We start from the raw sequence: 22,149 nt of genomic DNA, 5'->3' as shown, positions 1-22,149 counted from the left end.
GACATGCCCCGCCAGCTAAGATGGCCGCTCCGCGACTGGCGTCGGCACGTAGTGCCAGCCCTCTACCAATGAACGTGTTGTATCGACCCCGATCCTGTCGTCACCCCACTTCTCTTGAGCGCCGACATCACCACGGTCGGCTCGATCGAATGAACGAGTCGCACCCAGTCCGCGTCGCGGAGGTATCGGTAAAATTCCGCACGATTTCGAAACACGGCGTTAACTATCAGCTGGTAGTCGCCCGCGACAACCGCTGCGTACCGAACAACCCTGGACGCGGAAATCAGGTCGCCGACCCGGTCGATGTCCGGGTAACCGACTTTCACCCAAAGAAGTACCTCGACATCGAGACCGAGGAGGTCGGGCTCGAACACTGCCCTGAGATACATCGTTCCGTCTCGACGTAGCAAATCCACCCGCTTTCGCACGGTTTGAACAGACAGTCCACAAGCTCGCGTAAGGTCCTCCAAGCTTGCGCGCCCATCGTTCGACAATGCAGAAATGATCTGTCGGTCTTCACGGCGCAGAGGGCCGCCGTAGGAAACGTCGTTGGGGGCGGTAAAATAGGACCCCGCGTTGAGAGCGTCCACTTCCGCCTCGGTGAGGATGACCGGCTTCCATTGATGCATAGTCATGAAGTAGTTGAGAACCGGATACGTTGCCACAGAGGAAATTCCAGGAATCGAAGCCAGGTCACGCGTGATCACAGTTTCGACACTGTGCCGATCTATCTCCAACTCGGCTGCACAATCCGCAGCCCCGGTGAGCATGTACGCGTACACCACCTCACTCCTTTGCGCGAGGGCAGAGGTGGCAATTGCTGCCGTGCCGGGATTGCATGCGACTTTCACAACGAAGCCCTCGGCGCGGCGGGTGCGCGCAGGGTTGGGAAACGCCCGTACGCGCACCTGTCCGGACTCCAGGAGGTTCGACCCGCGGCGACTGACGGTACGTTCCGATTCACCGATAGCCGCGGCAATCCGTGTCCAAGGGGACCGTCCGTCGATTTGCAATGCTGCCGCAATCTTGCGATCGATCTGGCCCTCGGACCCTCCACTTGACTGCATCAGCCAAGGATCTGGCGAATAACGATAGTTTGTCAATCCCTACTGTCCAGATGTTGCAATCGCGACCACACTCGACACAGCAGGATAGTGATGAGCCTCACGGACACAGAAGGGATGGCTCCATGTCGAATATCGCCGCCGTCGTAGACACGGCTTCCGGGCCGGTACGCGGATTGCGAGACAGTGGATTCCGTATTTGGCGAGGGATTCCCTACGCAGAACCTCCCATTAGGTCTCTGAGGTGGCATGCACCTGTGGCGCCGACACCGTGGGATGAAGTACGCGCGGCGGTCGACTTTTCCGCCCGCGCACCGCAAACGCTGGTGCAATCTCTGGTCCCCCCGGGCTGCGCAGAACCAAACGACTCCGGAACGGTGTTTTCCGAGGACTGCCTCTACCTCAACATCTGCACCCCGGACGTAGATACAGGCAATGGGCTGCCGGTCCTGGTGTGGTTCCATGGCGGCGGATTCGTGTGGGGATCGGGACCGACATTCATTGGGGACGGCCGCGGCATTGCCCGCGAAAAGATTGTAGTGGTGACCGTCAATTATCGACTTGGCGCGCTCGGGTTTCTACGACTCGACCACATACTCGGCGAAGACTACTTGGATTCGGCGAACTGTGGCCTGCTCGATCAAATCGCTGCACTGAGATGGGTACGTAGCAACATCGCGGCATTCGGTGGAGATCCCAACAATGTCAGCATTGGAGGCGTCTCGGCCGGCGGTAAGAGCGTCGCCAATATCATGGCGTCCGGTCGCGCCCGCGGGATGTTTCATCGCGGGATCATTCATAGCGGCGGCGATCATGTCACAACACCCGACGCGGCCGCAGACTTGACCGCAAGGTTACTCGAAGCAGCGAACATTCCTCTTTCGAGTCCCCGCAAAATCCTCGAGGTTCCCGCGCACGACCTAGTGTCAGCGCAGAATGCGATCGCAGCAGGTGCGCGAGCAACGTGGGTGTGGCGACCGATGGTCGATGGCCGGACCTTGCAGTCTACGCCCACCGTCGCGCTCGCTGGCGGCATCGCCGCGAACGTATCGGTAATTGCCGGAGTTACCCGCAATGAAGCAGGAAGCTACGACCTGGCCGACCCCACCGCAGCCGAACAGGCCCAAGACGTTCTGCGTGCCATCTTCGGAGAGTCCGCCGTTGCGACCTGGGAACACTACGTCCGCGCCGCCGGCGGCGACGAACGCCACGCAGGCCGCACCGTCCTGGCTGACGAACGGTACGGAATTCCGACCGCCCGATTGCTGGCAGCGCAAGCTTCATACGCACCGGTGTGGCGCTTCCGCTTCGATGCCCCAACCCCGGGCGCATCAGGTGATCGCAATGGTTTCCATGGGGCCGACACTCCTTACCTCTGGGATGTCGCCATGGAATCGGCAACACCGGAACTGGCCCGCACCGCGCGCCACATGAGAGAGCGATGGATCTCGTTCATCACCTCCGGCGACCCCAATCAACAGCATTTACCGCGATGGCATCCCTACGAACCGAAAACGCAGTCGCCAGTAATGCTGATCGACACCGAGCCCACGCTCGAGCGCAATCCTGACCACGAACTGCATTCCCTCTGGAATGACGCTGCTTGGATACCCGGCACATGGTGGCCGGTTCAGCGCAGCGTCCAGACGGCGTAGCAACCCTGACGAGCAGAAGAGAAGTTCATGACTATCGAACAACCGCCCGAACACGACACCGATAACGACCGCCATCTGGACATTTCGGATACGCTCTTTCGTAAGATGGCGTGGCGAATCCTGCCGATAATTGGTGTTGCCTACACTATCGCCATCATCGATAGGGTGAACGTAGGATTCGCCAAACTCCAAATGAGTGCAGATATCGGTTTGTCCGCCGCCTCGTACGGACTGGGGGCCGGAATCTTTTTTCTCGCTTACTGCCTCTTCGAGATGCCCAGCAACGTAATACTCGAACGAGTCGGTGCCAGGCTGTGGATATCAAGAATTCTCATCACATGGGGCCTAGTCACCATTGGCACCGCGTTCGTGCAGAATACTGGCCAATTTTACGCCGCCCGAGTACTTCTCGGCGTCGCCGAAGCGGGCTTTTATCCAGGTATGATTTTTTACCTCTCGCGGTGGTTCCCCCGCAAACGCCTCGGACGGGCGATATCACTCATGGTCGTCGCCGCACCCGTCGGATCAATGCTGGTGGGGCCCCTATCGGGATGGATGATCAATAGCTTCGACGGGAACGTTGGCCTTCGCGGGTGGCAGTGGATGTTCATGCTGCAAGGACTGCCGGCAGTGGTGATGGGAATCGTCTTCCTCGCCGCCATGGTCGATTCACCTGACAAAGCCCGCTGGCTGAGCCCCGGTGAAAAACAGAACTTGCTTCAGGCGCTACCAACTCACACTCCGCATCCGCGAATGATCCCCCAACTACGGAGTGCACTCGGAAATCTACGGATCTGGTTGTTCGGCGTCGTACTCGCCACCAATTACCTAGGGACGTACGCGGTGATTTTTTGGCTCCCGACTATCATTGCCGGCCTCGGAGTAGACGACGTCGCAATTGTCGGCTGGCTATCTGCGGTGCCATGGACCTGCGCAGTGCTGGCCACCGTTATGGTCGGAGTCTACTGCGACCGCAAGCAGACACACTCGAAGGTGATCTTCGTAGGTATGGCGGCTGCTGCACTTGGCCTCGTCATATCCGTTGCTTTCGGACAATATTTCTCGATATCCATAGCTGGAATCAGCTGCGCAGCAGCGTTCTTTACTGCAACCGGACCAATCATCTGGGCAATGACAAATATTCAGCTCGCGAGCTTTCCTGCGGCTGCCGCCGGTGTAGCACTGGTGAACGCCATTGGTTCCCTGGGGTCATTTCTCGGGCCGTACGCGGTTGGCCTAGGCCGTGATCTTACTGGCTCGATTGTGGTTCCACTCGTAGTCATTGCCGTCATCACTGTCGGCGGCGGGGTGCTCGGACTGGGACTGCTTCGACAACGTAGCGCCCTCAGTCTGTAGCACCACCCGAACTCGACCGACAACTCACCGCCAGACGACCCGTTTACGGCATGCAACTCCATCCAACAGTCTGCACCGAGAACTTTCCGATCGGAGCCACTTCATGACTGCAGCTTCCACCACTCTTTCCGACCGATCCGGCCCGTTGCGCGGCATCGTCGTCGCCGACCTCACCCGAGCTCTGGCAGGCCCGCACGCATCGATGATGCTGGGCGACCTGGGCGCCGAGGTCATCAAGGTCGAGACACCTGAGGGAGGAGACGACACGCGCAGGTGGGGGCCGCCATTTGCTGAACCTGACGGTGACGAGGAACATCAGTCCACGTACTTCCTGTCGGCCAACCGGAACAAGCGTTCGATCGCCCTCGACCTCAAGTCTGACGAGGGTAGGGCTGTATTAGAGGCATTGATCGAACGAGCCGACGTGCTCGTCGAGAATTTCCGCGCCGGTGTACTGGAGCGTCTAGGGTTCGACTCCGTCCAACTCGCTGAGATCAATCCACGTCTGGTGGTGCTGTCCATTACCGGGTTCGGGCACGACGGCCCCGAATGCGGCCGCGCCGGCTACGACCAGATCGCACAGGGCGAAGCGGGCCTCATGTCCCTGACCGGCGCCGATCCCGGCAACACGCAGAAAGTGGGCGTCCCTATAGCAGATCTCCTCGCCGGTATGTACGGCGCCTTCGGAGTCCTCGCCGCGCTGCGCGAACGCGAGACCACCGGACGTGGCCAGGTGGTCCGCACATCCCTTCTAGCTTCCGTGGTGGGCATCCACGGCTTCCAGGGCACCAAGTGGACCGTCGCTGGCGAGGTCGGAAAGGCAATCGGCAATCACCACCCGTCGATCAGCCCTTACGGCCTGTTCTCCACCGCCGATGGCGCAGTGCAGATCGCCGTTGGGAGCGAGGGCCTATGGCAGCGCTTCTGCGCAGCTCTCGACATCGATCCCACGACCGAGGGCATGCAGACCAATCCCGAGCGAGTGGCCAACCATGAGCAGGTTGCCGCTCTGGTGGGCAAGGTCTTTGGCGCATACCGCAACGAATCCTTACTCGAGCTCCTCGCCGAGGCCGGAGTGCCCGCGGGCGAGGTCAGGAACATCCGCGAGGTGTACGAATGGGAGCAGACAAAGTCGCAAGGTCTGTTGATCGACGTCGACCACGCCACACTCGGCCGGGTCACCCTGCCGGGGCCCCCGCTACGTTTCTTCGAACACGATGGCGCGGAGATTACCACCAAGGACCATCTCCCGCCCCCTGTCCTCGACGGCGACCGCGCCCACGTGCTGGCTTGGCTGGGCGAGGTCTGATGGCTGGCAGGCTCGATGCGCGCGGGTTGATTGCCGTTCTGATAGACGCCGGATCGTGGTGTTCGTGGGATCTACCGGTACCCGACGAGCACCCGGACGAGTACGCGGAGGAACTGCGAAGCGTTCGGGCGCTGACCGGGTACGACGAATCAGTGGTCTCCGGTAGCGCCGCGATCGGCGGACACCGAATAGCGATCATCGCAAGCGAATTCGGCTTCATGGGTGGATCCATCGGCGTCGCCGCGGGCAGACGCACCGTCGACGCGATCCGGCGTGCGACCCGAGAAGGACTACCAATCCTCGCACTTCCCACCTCTGGAGGGACACGTATGCAGGAGGGTACATCGGCATTCGTACTGATGGTAAGCATCACCGCGGCTGTACAGTCCCACAAGGCAGCGGGTTTGCTCTACCTCGTCTATCTACGCCACCCCACCACCGGCGGAGTCCTTGCGTCCTGGGGCTCACTCGGGCACGTAACCTTCGCCGAACCAAACTCCCTGGTCGGATTTGTCGGCCCACGCGTGTACGAGGCGATGACCGGCAGCCCGTTCCCTACTGAAGTGCAGACGGGAGAGAATCTGTGTGATCACGGAATCGTCGACTCCGTGGTGCCCACCTGCAATCTCGCCGGAGAGGTGTCGGCGGTGCTCGACACGCTCGCACACGCAGTGCCGCTCGCAGACGCGGCCCCGATTCGGGCCGACGGGTATTCCTCGCGCACCTCGTGGGACCGAGTGCAGGTCAGCCGCAATCCGCAGCGCCCCGGCGTGCGCGACCTCCTGTCCGACTCTCGCGTTCGACACACTCGCTTGAACGGCAGCGGCGAAACCGCGGCGGACGACTGCGCCGTCGTGGCACTTGCTCGAATCTGCGGCCACCCATGTGTGCTCATCGGTCACGACCGAGACGTCCCGTGCGCGATTAGTGCCGACGGCTTGCGTGCCGCGCGCAGAGGAATCCGTCTGGCGACCGAGCTCGGCGTCCCGTTGGTGACGGTCATAGACACCGCAGGTGCGGAATTGTCGAAAGACGCCGAGGAAAACGGGATCGCCGGACAGATCGCTCGGTGCCTCGCCGAGATCATCTCGGTACCAGTCCCGACGGTTTCGGTGCTGCTGGGACAGGGATCTGGCGGAGCGGCACTTGCCTTTTTCCCCGCCGACCGGATGATTTCCGCCGAGAACGGATGGCTGTCCCCGCTGCCGCCGGAGGGCGCGAGCGTCATCGTGTACCGAGATGTCGAACACGCCGCCGAGATGGCGACCCGCCAACGCGTGGGATCGATCGAGTTGGCCGAATCCGGACTCATCGACATCGTGATTTCTGAAAGTCGGGATGCTGCAGACGATCCCGCCCTGTTCGTCCATCGTGTCATCGAAACACTGTCCGCCGAGCTGAGCACCGTTGCCCGGACAGACACCGACACCCGCCTCCGGGATCGACTCAAACGATACGACCGCGCGGTGCCGTCTGCGCCCACTCGCGCGGGTCGATAGTGTCGGCGCCCCGCGGCCGGCTGGCAATACGGATCCAGGCCCTGCGGCGCGGTGACCGTCCGCAGCATCCCGAGCTCGACGGCGGCATCGATGATCCACGCCGGAGCAGCGCCTTCACCCCACGTTCAGGTCGAAGGCGCTGCACGCGGAGATTGGTGATCAGACGAGTTCGGCTTCGTAGTTGATTCCGGGCCGAATCGTGGCCCAGAGGAACCCGGCGATCGCGAAGATCGGGATCAGCAGGAGGAGCCACTGCGCAACACCGCCTTGGCCTCCGAGTAGCACGTCGTAGTTGCTGACTGCGAGGTAGGCAACGTATCCGAATCCGATGACGGCCAAGACTGGACTTACCTTGGTGGTCCAAGGATTGGTTTCCAGCTTGGTGCGGGCGAAGAAGGCAAAGATTGAGATCGAGGTCATGATCAGGATGACGATGAGGGCGGTGGTGCCCAGCGCGAGCAGCCAGCTGTAGGTGACCGTGTACGCATCTGCGCTCGCCAGCTCGAACCCGATCAAGACCATGCCGACCACGATGCCAACCACCGCGGCCGCGATGCGCGGGGTGCCGGACGTCGAGGTTGCAGTGCCGAGCCTGTGTGGAAGGACTCCTGCACGCCCTAGGGCGAAGAGATAGCGGGCGAACATGTTCTGGAAGCCGATGAGCATGGCGATGAAACTGGTGACGACGAGGATTTCGAGTGTCGTGGCGAGCCAGGTGCCGACTTCTTGCTGGGCTACGGCGAAGACGAAACCTGCGGGGTCTTCGGCCGCTGCTGCCTGGACGGTGTCGTTACCGACCGAATTCCCCAGGGCCCACGTGGTGACCGCATAGAACAGGCCGATGAAGGCGATGGATCCGTAGATTGCCCGCGGGATGGTCCGGCGGGGGTTCTTGGCCTCTTCGGAGAACACCACTGTTGCCTCGAACCCGGTGAAGCAGGCGAACGCGAAAAGGAATGCCACGCCCAGCCCAGGACCGGCGAGTGCGGATGGATCGAAGGCAGTCAGAGAATTTCCCGCTGCGCCGCCGCCTGCGATGATGGTGACATCGAGGATGACGAATACGACAATTTCGAGCGCGACGAGGACACCGAGCACCTTCAAGCTCAGGTCGATGCCAAGCATGGTCAGTCCTGTCACGGCTACCAGGACGAAGAACATGATCAGTGCGCGGGGAATGTCTATGCCGAGTTTGCTGGCAATAGTGTCGTGAGCGAAAACGGAGAACAGAGCCCACAGTGATGCTTGCAGGGTGCCGTAGAACAGGATCGCCAAGCCTGCACCCGCGGTGGCAACCCGGGCTCCGAGTCCTCGGGCGATGTAGGCGACGAATCCGCCGGCGTTGGCGATGTGCCGGCTCATGGCCACGTAACCTGCCGCGAACAGAACGAACAGCAGTGCTGCCAGCAGATAGACCATGGGTGCGCTGGAGCCGCTTGCGGAGAAGACGACCGGCGACGCACCGACGACGGCGGCCATGGGGGCGACGGCTGCGACGACGAAGAAGATGATCGCGATGACGCCGAGGCGGCCAGGACGCAATCCGCCGCGTTCGTTGGTGATGGCTCCGGAGGCGGGATCGTCAGAGTTACTGGAGGTGGACGGCTGGGTGGTGGACATTGGGGACTCCGAGGTTGAGTGAAGTCGAGCGTGAGCGTCGGACGGCGGGTACGGGCACCGGCTGGGTGGGCCGTGCGGGCGGCTACCACCGTCGAACGAGAAGTGTGATTCAGATCACTGAACGCCCCGTTATTTTATGCGTCAGCAAGTCATTGTCAAGCATTACCGATTACCTTTTGAACTAATCGTTCAATTTTCAGGGTGCGTTGGTAGCGGTGGCCCGTGGGTGCGATGGCTGCGACTGTTGTGCAGTCTTGTCGGCGGCGGCGAGGTGGGAGGTGTCGTTGAACGTACGCAGGCGGAATGTGTGATCGGCGTGGTGAACGATGCGAGTGAGGGAGCCGTTCTCGACGTCGACGAAGGCAAAGGGGCTACTGCGGGTGATGGATCGGCAGATCTCGGCGACGACTCCGCCGTGAACGAAGGCCACTGCGGTCGTCCCCACGGGGACGGTGTCGACGATCGTATCGAGTCCGCAGCGAACGCGGGCGCGGAATGCGTCGGTGCCTTCCGCGCCACGGATCAGGTCCCATCGCTCTTCAGCGAAGACTTGCGCAAGCAGCGGATCTTTAGCGCGGCGACGTTCCTCGAATTCGCTTCCCTCGTAGTCGCCGAGGCAGACTTCGCGCAGTTCGGCGATGACCGTCGGCGTGATGCCGAGGGCCGCGGCGGCAGGCTCGGCGGTCTGCGCCGTGCGACGCAACGAGGTGACGAACAAGGCAGTGCGGGTGGGATCGAGGGTGCGCAGCCGGTGCGCCACGGCGGCGGCCTGGGTGATGCCGAGGGACGAGAGGTGAGGATCCGCATGCCCGTCGAGGAAGACTCCATCGGTTGTGGCACTGGAGGATCCATGTCGGACGAGAATGATCTCCTTGGCTCCCGCAGGCAAGGTGAACGGAGCCTGGAGGTCGCGGTGGATCACAGGCTCGCCGCGTGTCGGGTCAGCAAGGCGTCGGACCAGTCGCACGTCCGCTGAGCTAGCCCTGGGAGCATCTCGCGACTGACCGCGACATCGGGGTTGTTACCCAGGAATGCAATGGTGAGCATGCGTCGCATCAGCAGAAAGGTGTCGACTTCGCGTTCGTGCTCGCGAGGTAGTTCGCGCACGGAGCGATAACCCTGCAGCCAGGAATCGATGAATTCCGGTGCTTGGGGGTGGTCTTCGGCGAAAGTCAGCGCCGTTGCCAGGTCGTACATGAACCAGCCGGGTCCGCAGTCGTCGAAGTCGATCAGACGACAGCGATCGCCGTCGACCAGCAGGTTCGCTGCACGCAGATCCGCGTGGATGAGTCCATACCGGTCGGGTCCGGACCCGTAGGAGTGCAACCGGTCGCGAACGAACGATTCCACTCGGGCGAGCTGTTCGATCTGGTCGATGTCGACGACCCCCGCGCGCCAGTCTCCCCAGCGCGCCGCGGGACCGAACGCGGCGTCGAAATCCCAGTCGGGGCGGCTGAACCATTGCGGACGCGTCCATTGCGTCGAGTGCTCGTGCAAGTGTGCGGTGATGCTCCCGAGTCTGGGCATGACCGTGGTGAAGTCGTCCTCGTCCGGATGTTCACCGCTCACACATTCGAAGAGACTGACGTGGTATTCCAAGTCGGATCCCGGCGGGCAGACGGTGATGACCGTCTTGCTGTCCGTCGACAGGTGCACTGCAGGAACCAACGATTCCGAGGTCTGCCCAAGGCTGGCGAGCCAGGCGAGTTCGGATTCGCGGACACGTAGGTTGTGCCCACCGGGCCGACTGATGCGGGCCACCACGGGAGGTGCGCCTTCGGGCCGAATGCGGTAGGAAACGTTTTCCGACACCGGGAGCTGCTCGGGTATCAGGTCCGCCGGAAGCCCGAAGCGTGGAAGCGCTAGTGCGAGAACGGCTTCTGCATGCTTGAGAGTGTCGGATGCGCTAACGGGTGAGGCTTCGGGCATGGTCGGGATTCCTGTTCGGTGTGTTCGGAAAGGGCGCTGACGGCGCGCGTGGAGTTATCGGCGCCGAGCTGGAGAGCAGGTCGGGTATCCGGACCGGGTCGACGTCGCGCAGGACCGTAACGGCAGTTCGATGCGCTGAATCGAGCGGGCCGGAGTGGAGAACTTCACCGAACATATGTCGCACATCTCACAGAAGCAAGACGGTGCGCAATATTTTTGTATGGCTCGTTCAATCTTTACATTGCCGAAACAACGCGGATCATCCAAGCTGGCGGGTAGTCGACTGCTGAGCGTTGCCCGAGCAGGTAGGCGGCGGGTCCTTCGCTCTATTGGTCGCGAAACGCCAGCGTCGACACATCGAGCAGAGTGGATCCGCCGTCCGCGGCCAGGACGTCCCCGGACACGAAGGACGCATCGTCGGACGCAAGAAAGGCGACGATGCCGGCGATTTCAGAGGGATCGGCGACACGCTGGAGTGGGGTGTCACGACTGACGCGAGCCAGGGCGCTGTCGAGGGTGCCCCCATGAATGTCGATGACGGTGGCCATTTCACTCTCGCTCATCGGCGTCCTGACCCACCCGGGGCAGACGGCGTTGAACCGGATGCCGTCGGGTCCGTAGTCCACGGCCGCCTGCTGGGTGAGCATGATCAGGCCTGCCTTGGACACGCTGTAGGCGGCTAGTCCCGGGAAGGGTCTGCGTCCTGCAACCGAAGAAATATTGATCACCGATCCTCCACCGCTGCGGCGCAGGTGCGGGATCGCGGCACGGCTGACCAGCATCGGGCCGGTCAAGTTGACGGCCAGAGCGTCGTTCCAATCACCCAGATCGCAGTCCTCGATCGATCCGAAGGGGCCGATGCCCGCGTTGTTGACCACGATGTCGAGCCGCCCGCCGCCGAGTTCGACTGCGGCTGCGACCGCGCGGTCCACGTCCGCCGATATCGACACATCGGCTACACAGACACCGACGAGCCCATCCGGCATCGATGCGCGGACTTCTTCGAGCGGGCTGTCGCGGCGGCCGACCAGGCATACTGCGGCACCATCGCCGGCCAATCGTTGAGCTATTGCGGCACCGATGCCGGTTCCCCCGCCGGTGACCAGGGCGGTTTTTCCGTCGAGCTTCATTGCTGTTCCTTTTGTGTCGGTTGTGCCCGAAGTCGCATCAAATGAACGAGCGTGCCGGGTATTTGGCCGGAGCCGCGTCGACAATTCGGTGCGGCAAGTAGTGGACCCACTATGCAGCGGGCGTGTGACCTGCGCCATGGAAATGTGCGCACAGAACTCGTCCTTCTGCGCACATAGCTCTGTTTACGAACAGATACGGTGAAAACTGAAATACTCGGCTACGAACTGAACGGTCAGTACACTTCCGGTCATTCGATCGGCGCGACCACGACACGGACCCAGGAGTACGAATGGCGAAAGGTTCAGCGGCGGGCACACTTTCGCTACGCGAGCGAAACAAGATCCGCACGCGGCAGGAACTGCTGCAATCAGCACTCGAAGTCTTCGCCGAGGTCGGGTACGGCGGCGCCACTGTCGAAGCCATCGCCGCCTTGGCGGGAGCGTCGAAGGTGACGGTCTACACCTACTTTCCCCAAGGGCGAGAAGAACTCTTCCGCGAGCTCTACGAACAGATCAACACCGAGCTCCTCGAACGCGCCGCCGTCGTCTATAGCGAGCCCGGCGATTTCGCAGACCACATTCAGGCCTTGGCCCGAGCCCTGTTCGACGTCGCCGAGCGCACTCTGCAGGGCAGGTTCTATTCGATCGACGACCCTGCCCTCGATCAGGCGGTGAACCCGGTCCGTGGGCATGCCTCGAGCGTGTGGATCGGCTTGATATCCGAGGATCTCACTCTTGCAGCCGCTCGAGGAGAGGTCGGTACCGACAACCCGGACGCCCTGGCCACCCTCATCGTCGGTGCCATGCGCTGGGCTCTGACCGATATTGCGCGCAAACGTGCGACCGCTCACGATCTATTGGCCGGGCTCGACGCGCTGGTCCGCGGACTGTCACATCGACACACCGTCGTCTGACCGGCACCTCCTCAACCAATATTTTGTACGGTTAGTTCAGATATAAGTCTCTCCGTCTTGACAATTGTCGACGTGGACCTAAACTAAGCACTATGAGTGAGCGAGCTCACTCGATGTCCTCGGTGGTCCTGCCCTACGCATCACGCGCGCATCGCGACGCACGTAGAGCAGACCGCGAACACTGCTCGTCGGCTCGTCCGAGCCAACTCCACAGCAATACCTCGACAGAAGGAGAGTGGCGGCGTTGTCGCGCTTTGACGTAATCATCATCGGAGCAGGAACATGGGGCAGCTCCACCGCCTGGCAGCTCGCCGAGCGCGGGCACAAGGTCCTCGCGATCGATGCGTTCACTCCCCCGCACACACACGGATCTCACGCGGGCGCAACCAGGCTCGCACGCCAGTCCAACAGCACCGGACCGGAATACGTCGAGCTGACCAGGAAGGCGTTCGCTGCCTGGGAAACGATCGCAGACCGTACGGGCATCGAAGTGATGAAGACGACCGGCAACGTCTTCGTCGGCACCCCCGGCTCGAAGTGGTTCGACAACACGCTCAGAAACCTCGAGGCCTCCCCCTTCGAACACGAGATCTTCACCGGTGACGACGCTCGTGCCCGCTTCCCGCGTGTTCGGATCGCCGACGGCGAGTTGGCGGTCTGGGAGCCCAACGCCGCCGTCTCGCAGGTACAGCCCTCGATCCACGCGATGCAGCAACTCGGCCGCGAGGCCGGCGTACAGGTCAAGTACGGCGAGAAGGTGCTGGACTGGACCGCCGACGATCACGGCGTCGTCGTGACGACCGCGGCGGGCCGATACGAGGCGGGCCGCCTCGTCGTCACCGTCGGAGCCTTCTCCAATTCCGTACTGGGGCTGGACTTCCCCACCCGTGTCGAGCGCCAGGTTCTGGCGAATTTCGCGATCGATCCCGCCGCACCCCGATTGCCGTCGCTGTACGTGGCCGCACCGGTCGGCGATGATTCGGCACCGTCGTACGGATGTCCCGAACCCGACGGCACGTTCAAGGTCAGCGTCCCCGGCAAGGGCAACGTCATCGACCCCGACTCCCTCTCGCAGGATGTCACCCAGGCCGACCTCGACACAGTGCTGTCCTTCGTGCGCTCCCGTCTCCCCGAGATCACCGGCGCCCCGGTGGCAACGACGGTGTGCATGTGGACCGAGTCCGAAGACGGCCACTGGCTGATCGGTCGCCACCCGGCCCACGAGCGCGTCGTTCTCGGTGCCGGCTGCAACGGCCGAGGATTCCGCTACGCCCCGGTCATCGGCAGCATCCTCGCCGACATGACCGAAGGCATCGACCACGCCGAACTCGCCCGATTCGATCTCGGACGGTACGAGATCGCATCGACTCGGGCCTAGGGGCTCAGCGATGTCGAGCACCAGCGGTTCCACCGACGAGCTCGGCCACCACGAGGAACAGGTGCGCCGGGTGTTGGCGCAGATCCCCGGCCTCGATGCAGGCCGGGCCACCATCGCCTGGCTGACCGGCGGCGGTGCGCACAAGAACTTCCTCGTCACCGTCGACGAACGCCGACTGGTGGTCAAACTGTGGAACACGATGTGGGAAGGCGTCGGAGTCATCCCACCATCCGCAGTGGTCATGCAGAATACCGTCCTCGCCGGACAACTCGGAATCGGAGCGCCGGTGGTGTCGGTGGTGACCGATCCGCTCGCGCTCGCCATCGACTACCTGCCCGGGTGCACCCCGCTCGATCCCACCGGGGACCTGTGGGTGCCGCGCCTCGCAGCTTCGGCAAAAGCGTTGCATGACTCGCCGATTCGGTTCAACAACGACTACAACGCGTTCGCCGAAGCCCGAAAGATGTTCGCCTCCGCGCGGCAACGCGGAGCAGAGCTTCCCGACGATGTCGACGACCTGTGCCACCAGGTGCATCGTGTGGAGACCGCACTCGATCTGCGTGTCAACGAGTTCGTACCCTGCCACAACGACCTGTACGGCCCCAACGTGCTCGAGACCGAAACGCGCGAGCTTCGGCTGATCGACTACGACCTCTCGGGCAACGGCGACCGTTGCTACGACCTCGGTTTCGCAGCGGCGTACTTCGAGATGGATCACGACACCGTCGGAACGTTCTGCGAACACTACTTCGGCGAGAACAACCCTCACCTCATCGCGCGTACCCGCCTGTTCGCTGTGGCGTGCAACTGGGCCACTCTCGCCCTGTGGAGCGTCGCGATGACGATGGGTGACACAAACGACGATTACGACTATCGCGGTGAGCTCGATGACAGCCTGCGTCGACTGCACCAGACCTTGAATGCTCCGGACTTCGGTGCGTTGATGCGCGCCGCAACACGGTGACGGCCTCACCGCCGCAACAGAATCCCGCCCGAGAATGCTCGGCTCCTACTGCAGAAAGAAGCCCATGCCTGAAACTGTCCGCGGCATCATCGCCCGATCCAAGGATGCCGAAGTCGAACTCGTCGACATCGTCATCCCCGACCCAGGCCCCCACGACGTCATCGTCAAAATTCAGGCATGCGGGGTCTGCCACACCGACCTGACCTACCGCGACGGCGGCATCAACGACGAATTCCCGTTCCTACTCGGCCACGAAGCCGCAGGGATCGTCGAGACGATCGGCGACGGAGTCACCCACGTTTCCGTCGGCGACTTCGTCGTCCTGAACTGGCGCGCGGTGTGCGGAGAGTGCCGCGCCTGTAAGCGCGGCCGACCCTGGTACTGCTTCGACACCCACAACGCCTCGACGAAGATGACCCTCACCGACGGCACCGAACTGACCCCCGCCCTCGGGATCGGCTCGTTCGCCGACAAGACCCTCGTCCACGAAGGACAATGCACCAAGGTCGACCCGACCGCTGACCCCGCCGTCGTCGGGCTCCTCGGCTGCGGCGTGATGGCAGGGCTCGGAGCAGCGGTCAATACCGGCAACATCTCTCGCGGAGACTCCGTCGCGGTGATCGGTTGCGGCGGAGTGGGCAACGCCGCCATCGCCGGAGCAGCCCTGGCCGGAGCGTCGATCATCATCGCTGTCGACCGCGACGACACCAAGCTCGCTTGGGCGAAGGAACTCGGTGCCACCCACACCGTCAACGCCTCCCACACCGCCCCGATCGACGCTGTCAAGGATCTCACCGGTGGTCACGGTGCCGACGTCGTCGTCGACGCCGTCGGACGTCCGGAGACTTGGAAGCAAGCGTTCTACAGTCGCGATCTCGCCGGTACCGTCGTCCTCGTCGGTGTCCCCACCCCGAACATGCGGGTCGAGATGCCGCTGCTGGACTTCTTCTCCCACGGCGGAACGCTCAAGTCCTCGTGGTACGGCGACTGCCTACCCGAACGCGACTTCCCGACCCTGGTGGACCTGTATATGCAGGGCCGTCTCCCGCTGGAGAAATTCGTCACCGAACGCATCGACCTCGGCGACGTCGAAAAAGCCTTCGACCGCATGCACGCCGGCGAGGTCCTTCGATCGGTCGTGGTCCTGTGAGCGTGGAAACACTCGTCAACGCAGGCGGCGTGCGGATCGAGCGGGTCGTCACCTCGGGGGTGTTCGCTCTCGACGGCGGAACCTGGGAGGTGGAGAACAACATCTATCTCATCGGTGACGACACCGACGTCGTCGTCATCGACGCCGCCCACACCGCCGCGCCGATCATCGAGGCCGTCGCCGGACGCCACGTCAACGCCGTCCTGTGCACCCACGGTCACAACGACCACGTCACCGTCGCTCCCGAACTAGGACACGAGCTCCACGCGCCAATTCTGCTGCACCCCGGCGACGACGTTCTGTGGAAGCAGACGCACCCCGACGTCACCCATTGGACTCTCGACGACAGTCAGCGGATCGCCGTGGCAGGCACCGACATCGAGGTCATTCACACACCCGGCCACTCCCCGGGCTCGGTGTGCCTCTATCTGCCCGAGGTCGGTGTCCTGTTCTCCGGAGATACCCTCTTCTCCGGAGGCCCCGGAGCCACTGGGAGGTCGTACTCCGACTTTCCCACCATCATCGGTTCGATTCGCGACCGGCTCTTCGCTCTTCCCGAGGAGACCACCGTCCTGACCGGGCATGGTGATGGCACAACCATCGGCACCGAATCACCGCACCTTGCCGAGTGGATCGCTCGCGGTAACTGACACGCATCCGTACACATTCGACAAACTGCTGTGGCGGGCCACCCCGAGGGGAGGCCCGCCACAGTCGTGTCGGTCCACTCGACAAGTCCTGTCACTCAGTCTATTCCGCGCAAGCTGCAGTGCGATGCCCGGCACGTTCGGTAGAGCGAACGTGCCGGGCATCGCCGGTTCGGGGGTCGATCAGTAACTGATGATCTGAGGTGCGCCCAACTGCTTGAGTCCTTCGACACCGAACTCGAGGCCGTAGCCGGACTGCTTCGCGCCACCGAACGGCACTCGGGGATCGACGGCGCCGTGCTTGTTGATCCACACAGTCCCGGCCTCGATCCGTGCTGCCACCTCGCGGGCCTGATCGATGTTCGACGACCATACCGATGCGCCGAGACCGACATCGAGCGCATTGGCCATCTCGACGGCCTCGTCGACCGTGGAGTAGCGGATGATCGGCAGAGCGGGCCCGAACTGCTCCTGGGTGACCAGGTCGTTGTCGTTGCCGATATCGGCGACGAGCGTGGTGGGGTAGAAGTAGCCGGCCTGGCCTGCCTCAGGATTGCCGCCGGTGAGAACGCGGGCTCCGGACGCCTTCGCGGCGTCGACCAGAGTAGCCACGATGTCGAACTGTGCCTTGTTCTGCAGCGGCCCGAGGACGTTGTTCTCGTCCAGTCCAACGCCCATCGGCATCACCGTCGCTACTTCGACCAGGGCATCGCACACTTCGGTGTAGACATCGTCGTGGACGTACAAGCGCTTGAGTGCGGCACAGGTCTGTCCGGTGTTGATGAATGCACCCCAGAAAAGATCCTGCGCAACAGCTTTGGCGTCGACGTCAGGAAGCACGATGCCGGCATCGTTGCCGCCGAGCTCGAGGGTCAGACGCTTGACGGTGTCGGCCGACGACCGAATGATCGCCTTGCCGGTCGCCGTGGAGCCGGTGAACATGAGCTTGTCGATGTCGGTGTGGGAGGACAGCGCCTCGCCGATGTCGCGGCCACCCGCCACCACGTGCAACACCCCTGCGGGCAGCTGGCTGTTGATGACGTGGACCAGAGCGAGCACCGACAGCGGGGTGTATTCCGACGGCTTCATCACCACGGTGTTGCCCATGCGCAATGCGGGTGCCAACTGCCAGACGCTGATCATCATCGGCCAGTTCCACGGGCCGATCGCACCGACGACGCCGAGTGGGCGGTAGTGCAGCTCTGCGTGTCCCTCGCCGTCGTCCACGACCTTCTCGGGCTGCAGCTCGAAGCTCGCTGTGGCGCGCAGCCAAGAGGCGCACGCGCCGACCTCGAATCGCGCGTTCGGCCCATTGAGGGGTTTGCCTTGCTCGCGTGAGAGCAGCTCGGCGAGCGCTTCGGCATTGGCTTCGACGGCGTCGGCGGCACGCAACAGGTATTCGCTGCGGTCGCTGTGACTCGTTGCAGCCCAGGCAGTCTGGGCAGCGCGCGCTCGTGCGACGGCGTCCTCGAGGTCGACGGTCGACTGTTCGGGAGCTCGACCCACAACGGCACCGGTGGCGGGGTCGAGAATCTCCCGTCCTCCGGTGGAGGGCTGGATGGCGTCGAGCAGCTGCTGCACCGAGAGTGTGTCGATGTCTGTGGTGATGGTCATGGTGGTTCCCTTTCGAATGTGACTCACGTCATCAAAACATACGGATAGGCCAATATCTAGACGTATCGTTCAAATTTTGCGAGAAATATTCTGCCGTAAGGGTTTCGCCTCGCTGCGGCCTGTCCTAGGGGGTCATGTAGAGAGTTCGACAGGGTCAGCGGCGAATCTGCTGAAGGGAGGTGGCGAATGCGTCGAGGGCGATCGGTACGTCGTCGACGCCGAACGCCAGCGGCGGACGAATTTTCAGGACCTCGTCATGCCGACCGATTCGTCCGATGAGAACGCCGTTGACGCGCATGGCATCGACGACGGCTTTGGCGGTGGGCCCGTCAGGTTCACCGGTCTCCGCGTCGACGAATTGCATGCCCATGAACATTCCGGTTCCGCGTACCCCCGTGAGTCGGTCGTCGCCGTCGACCAGCTCGTGAAAGCCCTTCTCGAACAGCACCGATGCCGCCTGCGCCCGCTCGAGCAAGCCTTCGCGGTCCATCACGGTCAGCACCGCATGTCCGGCGGCTGCAGCGGCTGGGGTGGTGGCGAAGGTGTTGAAGTAGGTGTTTCCGGCGGAGAAGGGCTCGACGATGTCGGCGGGTGCGATGACCCCGCCGAGCGGGAAGCCGTTACCCATCGGCTTGCCGAGGACGACCATGTCGGGCAAGAAGCCGGCGCACTGGAAGCCCCACATGTGGTCGGCGGTGCGCCCGAAACCACTTTGCACCTCGTCGCAGATGACCACTCCGCCGGCCTTGTGGACGCGTGCGCACAGTCCGTCGATGTATCCCTCCGGAAGGTCGGGCAACCCCTCGGTGGAGAAGAGTGGATCGAACAACACAGCCGACAGGCCGTGCCCGGACTGTTCGAGATCGGCGATGGCAGCGTCGATCTGGGCCAGAGCGTCGGCGAGCGAGAGCGTCGCTCCGCGTGTGTCGGGTGCAGTGAACGTGCGTACGTGAGCGCCGAGCGGACCCGACACTGGAAGGCCGGTGGTGACGGCAGACATGGCCTGGGTGTTGCCGTGATAGCTGTGATCGCTGATCAGGATCCCAGAGTGGCCTGTGTGAAAATGCGCCATTCTCAGAGCGAGGTCGTTAGCCTCGGACCCGCTGTTGGTGAAGAACATTCGGTCCAGCGAGTGCGGGAATCGGGAGAGCAATGCTTCGGCGTACGCGATGGGGGTATCGGTGAGATACCGGCTGTGGACGTTGACCGTCGAGAGTGCGTGGGTGATGGCCTCCACGACAGCGGGGTGGCAATGTCCGACGTGGGGGACGTTGTTGTAGGCGTCGAGGTAGACCCGCCCGTCCGACCCGGTGACCCGTACTCCGGTGGCCGAGACGATCTGCAGCGGGTCGTCGACGTAGAACATCGGGGTATGCGGGCCCAGCACGGCGGAGCGCCGCCGTATCAAATCGGATGCGCCGGATGCCGGGAGTGCGGTGGTGTCGGAATGCAGTGCAGTCATCGGAAACCTCAGAGTAGGCAGGACAGGGATGGGTGGGCGAGGGTGTCAGCGGGCTCGGGCACGAGAGGGCGCAGAGCCAAGTACTGTGCGGCGTTGCGAGCGACCAAGTCCACCAAGGAACCGGCGATGAAATCCGCTGTGGGATCACCACGGCGTGCTGCGGCCCAGCCGAGGTAGGTCAATCCTCGGGCGAGGATCATGCCCGACAGAAGTGTGCGGTCGATGTGGCCTCGGGTCGAGGCATAGCCGGCAAGTGCGGCCGCGGTGTACTGCTCGTACCGAGGATGCGGTTGAAACCAGAACAGCAGTGTCGCGATCTCGAATGCATGCCATCCGTGTCCGGCATCGTCGAAGTCGATCAACACTGCTCGGTCGCCGGCCACCAGCACGTTTTCGGGTGTGAAGTCGGCGTGAATGAGCGAGTAGTTCTCGCATGTCTTACCGACCGCCGACAGGTGCTTGGACAGAGCGTTCAGTGCATCGGCGATCAGAGGCCGGACCGGGTCGAGCTCGGCGAGGGCGAGCGGGTCACCCCAGACGGCGTCTCGTCCGACCAATCCCTCGAAATCCCAGCTCGGGCGCGATGTACCGCCGGACGCATCGCGGGCACTCAGATGATTGTGCAGCTCGCCCGCCAGTGCACCGACCCGATGAAACTGCTCCGGGGTCATCGTGGAGGTTCCCGCGAACGCCGATTCGATATCTCCCATCGGTGCTGCGTCGTTCACCCAGCCCAGCACACTGACCGTCCGTTCGATCCCTTCGTCCGACACGGTGGTGTAGAGGTCGCCGTCCACCGTGGGCACCACGGCGGGCACATCGAACCCGGCCCCTGCCAGCGCCTGCAGAAGGTCGAGTTCAGCCGCGATGGCATCGTTGGTGTTGTACGAGGCTCGATGCAAACGGACTGCGAGGTCCCCCGCCGCGCGGTGAAGGCGAAACACGTGATTCTCCCGGTACTTGACCAGGGTGACATCGTGACCGGCGAGTCCGTACGCATCGAGTGCGCGTTCGACGATCGTGCGAGCGTGCTCCGAACGTGGGGGGTTGTTGGTGGAACTCGTCGTTTGATCGGTCACAGCGGCTCTTCCCTCTGGCGTGGACACGTCACGCAGCGGAGGGTTCTACCGGAGAACAGTCTGCCGGTGGATGCTGGTGACGACGCTCACGTCGGTGAGCACATCACCAGCATCGCTGCATCCAGCGTCAGAGTCAAGACGAGAGGTGCAATTACTGAACGATTAGGTCAATTTTTAGTGGTTGCGAATGGCACTACACCCTCAGCGAGCGTGCGCATTGCCCTCGCCACATCGTCAGCGGTGCGGTTGCCGCGCGCGACACTCGTCAGTGCCGACCGCATCGCGCCTGTGAGAAGTTCCGCTACGACCTGAGAATGCTCGGCAGGCGTGTCCTGCTGTGTAGCCGACACGCTTGCCTGATAGTCGTGAGCGATATATTGCGCGATCACGCTCGACGCATGGCCACGGACGAAAGTGAGCGCTTGGTCCAAAGCGGGGTCGTCGATGGCGTAGAAGCGCCCCAAACGGGGCTGCGCCGCGATGCCCGCAATAGCCTCTGTCATGGCGACAATTCGACTCGCGAAATCGCCCTCGGAGGAGTACACGTCATTTGCCCTATCGATAAGTTGGTCGTTGACCTCCTCGTAGAGCTCGCAGAAAAGCTGTTCGCGCCCTTGGGGAAAGTAGGTGTAGAGCGTCCCCTTGGCCGCGCCTGCACGCTCCGCGATATTTTCGACAGAAGCCGATCCGTAGCCAGCTTCGGCGAAGACTTCCAAGGCAGCGTCGAGCAGTTCCCGCCGCGTCCGGAGGCGGTTGCGTTCACGCAGAGTCAGCCTTGGAGCCTGTTTCCCGGCGCTCGCTGCCATGTATTTCTCCCCTGTTGCATCGACTCATCCCGTTCAGTGGCTGCACGCCGTCGTAATATGCAGACCCGAACAGCCCACCCGCTTGTTCACCGATGGCCCGCGCCGCGATGATATATGCGACCGGCAGCAACCTGACAGCCGAGGCGGCGTGCCGTATTGCTTGTCGAGGTGGGGTTCAGCTCGTTCGCAGGGGTTCGACGGCGTCAACGCACCTGCGGAGCAGGGCACGTTGAGTTGGTTACAGGCTCGGAGGAGTTCGCCAGTTCTTCTCGGCGACGAGGTCCTCGGTCGCGATCTTGCCGCGCCAGTTGACACGCTTGCTGTTATGACCTCGGGCAAATCGTAGTCTCGCTCTTCGAAGCCACAGGCGGACGTTACGCGGCTGCGCCCGTCTGCCAGCCGATGACTACTTCTGGAATGGGCGAGATTCGATTGAAGCTCCAGTCGCGGCTCGGACCTGTTCCTCGGTGATTCCGGGTGCGGTTTCGACGAGCCGGAGTCCGCCCTCGGTGACGTCGAGGACGGCCATGTCGGTGATGATGCGCTGTACGCATCCCTTGCCGGTCAGCGGAA

Annotated in this window: 18 protein-coding genes; 9 read left to right on the top strand and 9 right to left on the bottom strand. The window is 62.9% G+C overall.

The window, feature by feature from the left end; translation table 11 throughout:
- Positions 1-62: 62 nt before the first annotated feature.
- Positions 63-1,067, bottom strand: coding sequence for an Lrp/AsnC family transcriptional regulator (locus tag HQ354_RS24130; protein ID WP_222635796.1), 1,005 nt, complete (start codon positions 1,065-1,067; stop codon positions 63-65).
- On the opposite strand from HQ354_RS24130, the gene HQ354_RS24125 reads away from it, so the two are divergent.
- From HQ354_RS24125 to HQ354_RS24110, 4 genes are all read left to right on the top strand, one after another.
- Positions 1,013-2,719, top strand: a complete 1,707-nt coding sequence (locus HQ354_RS24125; protein WP_308115320.1) for a carboxylesterase family protein — start codon at positions 1,013-1,015, stop codon at positions 2,717-2,719. The two genes, HQ354_RS24130 and HQ354_RS24125, sit on opposite strands and share 55 nt — an antisense overlap.
- A 27-nt stretch (positions 2,720-2,746) precedes the next feature.
- On the top strand, positions 2,747-4,075 hold the full coding sequence (locus HQ354_RS24120) for an MFS transporter (RefSeq protein WP_222635794.1): 1,329 nt from the start codon (positions 2,747-2,749) through the stop codon (positions 4,073-4,075).
- A 103-nt stretch (positions 4,076-4,178) separates the two neighbouring features.
- Positions 4,179-5,384: a CaiB/BaiF CoA-transferase family protein gene (locus HQ354_RS24115; protein WP_222635793.1), complete on the top strand. Its 1,206-nt coding sequence runs from the start codon at positions 4,179-4,181 to the stop codon at positions 5,382-5,384.
- Positions 5,384-6,883: a carboxyl transferase domain-containing protein gene (locus HQ354_RS24110; protein WP_222635792.1), complete on the top strand. Its 1,500-nt coding sequence runs from the start codon at positions 5,384-5,386 to the stop codon at positions 6,881-6,883. The genes HQ354_RS24115 and HQ354_RS24110 overlap by 1 nt, the downstream gene beginning before the upstream one ends.
- 159 nt (positions 6,884-7,042) lie before the next feature.
- Here HQ354_RS24110 and HQ354_RS24105 read toward each other — a convergent pair whose 3' ends face one another.
- The 4 genes from HQ354_RS24105 to HQ354_RS24090 form a co-directional block, all read right to left on the bottom strand.
- A complete protein-coding gene (locus HQ354_RS24105) occupies positions 7,043-8,503 on the bottom strand; it encodes an APC family permease (protein WP_222635791.1) in 1,461 nt (486 codons plus the stop codon).
- A 196-nt stretch (positions 8,504-8,699) separates the two neighbouring features.
- Complete coding sequence (locus HQ354_RS24100; protein ID WP_222635790.1) at positions 8,700-9,425, bottom strand: histidine phosphatase family protein; 726 nt, start codon at positions 9,423-9,425, stop codon at positions 8,700-8,702.
- On the bottom strand, positions 9,422-10,432 hold the full coding sequence (locus HQ354_RS24095) for a phosphotransferase enzyme family protein (protein ID WP_222635789.1): 1,011 nt from the start codon (positions 10,430-10,432) through the stop codon (positions 9,422-9,424). Before HQ354_RS24095 ends, HQ354_RS24100 begins: the two co-directional genes overlap by 4 nt.
- Positions 10,433-10,758: 326 nt before the next feature.
- Positions 10,759-11,562: an SDR family NAD(P)-dependent oxidoreductase gene (locus HQ354_RS24090; RefSeq protein WP_222635788.1), complete on the bottom strand. Its 804-nt coding sequence runs from the start codon at positions 11,560-11,562 to the stop codon at positions 10,759-10,761.
- 290 nt (positions 11,563-11,852) lie between these two features.
- On the opposite strand from HQ354_RS24090, the gene HQ354_RS24085 reads away from it, so the two are divergent.
- The 5 genes from HQ354_RS24085 to HQ354_RS24065 all read left to right on the top strand — a co-directional run bounded on the left by HQ354_RS24085 (position 11,853) and on the right by HQ354_RS24065 (position 16,618).
- Entirely contained in the window at positions 11,853-12,476 is a 624-nt protein-coding gene (locus HQ354_RS24085) for a TetR/AcrR family transcriptional regulator (protein WP_222635787.1), read from the top strand.
- A gap of 244 nt (positions 12,477-12,720) precedes the next feature.
- Positions 12,721-13,854, top strand: coding sequence for an N-methyl-L-tryptophan oxidase (gene solA, locus HQ354_RS24080; RefSeq protein ID WP_222635786.1), 1,134 nt, complete (start codon positions 12,721-12,723; stop codon positions 13,852-13,854).
- A 10-nt stretch (positions 13,855-13,864) separates the two neighbouring features.
- Positions 13,865-14,818 carry a phosphotransferase gene (locus tag HQ354_RS24075; protein ID WP_222635785.1) on the top strand — a complete coding sequence of 318 codons (954 nt, stop codon included), beginning with the start codon at positions 13,865-13,867 and terminating at the stop codon, positions 14,816-14,818.
- A gap of 64 nt (positions 14,819-14,882) precedes the next feature.
- Complete coding sequence (locus HQ354_RS24070) at positions 14,883-15,968, top strand: S-(hydroxymethyl)mycothiol dehydrogenase (RefSeq protein ID WP_222635784.1); 1,086 nt, start codon at positions 14,883-14,885, stop codon at positions 15,966-15,968.
- 2 nt (positions 15,969-15,970) lie between these two features.
- On the top strand, positions 15,971-16,618 hold the full coding sequence (locus tag HQ354_RS24065) for an MBL fold metallo-hydrolase (protein ID WP_222635808.1): 648 nt from the start codon (positions 15,971-15,973) through the stop codon (positions 16,616-16,618).
- 180 nt (positions 16,619-16,798) lie between these two features.
- Here the strand turns inward: HQ354_RS24065 and HQ354_RS24060 are convergent, their stop codons facing one another.
- The 4 genes from HQ354_RS24060 to HQ354_RS24045 form a co-directional block, all read right to left on the bottom strand.
- A complete protein-coding gene (locus HQ354_RS24060; RefSeq protein WP_222635783.1) occupies positions 16,799-18,229 on the bottom strand; it encodes an aldehyde dehydrogenase family protein in 1,431 nt (476 codons plus the stop codon).
- 154 nt (positions 18,230-18,383) lie between these two features.
- Entirely contained in the window at positions 18,384-19,691 is a 1,308-nt protein-coding gene (locus HQ354_RS24055; protein ID WP_222635782.1) for an aspartate aminotransferase family protein, read from the bottom strand.
- A gap of 8 nt (positions 19,692-19,699) precedes the next feature.
- Positions 19,700-20,770, bottom strand: coding sequence for a phosphotransferase enzyme family protein (locus HQ354_RS24050; protein WP_222635781.1), 1,071 nt, complete (start codon positions 20,768-20,770; stop codon positions 19,700-19,702).
- A gap of 167 nt (positions 20,771-20,937) precedes the next feature.
- Positions 20,938-21,576 (bottom strand): TetR/AcrR family transcriptional regulator, encoded by a 639-nt coding sequence (locus HQ354_RS24045; RefSeq protein ID WP_222635780.1) that lies wholly within the window; start codon positions 21,574-21,576, stop codon positions 20,938-20,940.
- Positions 21,577-22,149: the final 573 nt, after the last annotated feature.

The organism is Rhodococcus sp. BP-261, from assembly GCF_019835205.1.
Lineage (GTDB): Bacteria > Actinomycetota > Actinomycetes > Mycobacteriales > Mycobacteriaceae > Rhodococcoides > Rhodococcoides kyotonensis_B.
This window is presented reverse-complemented; position numbering and strand designations above follow the sequence as displayed.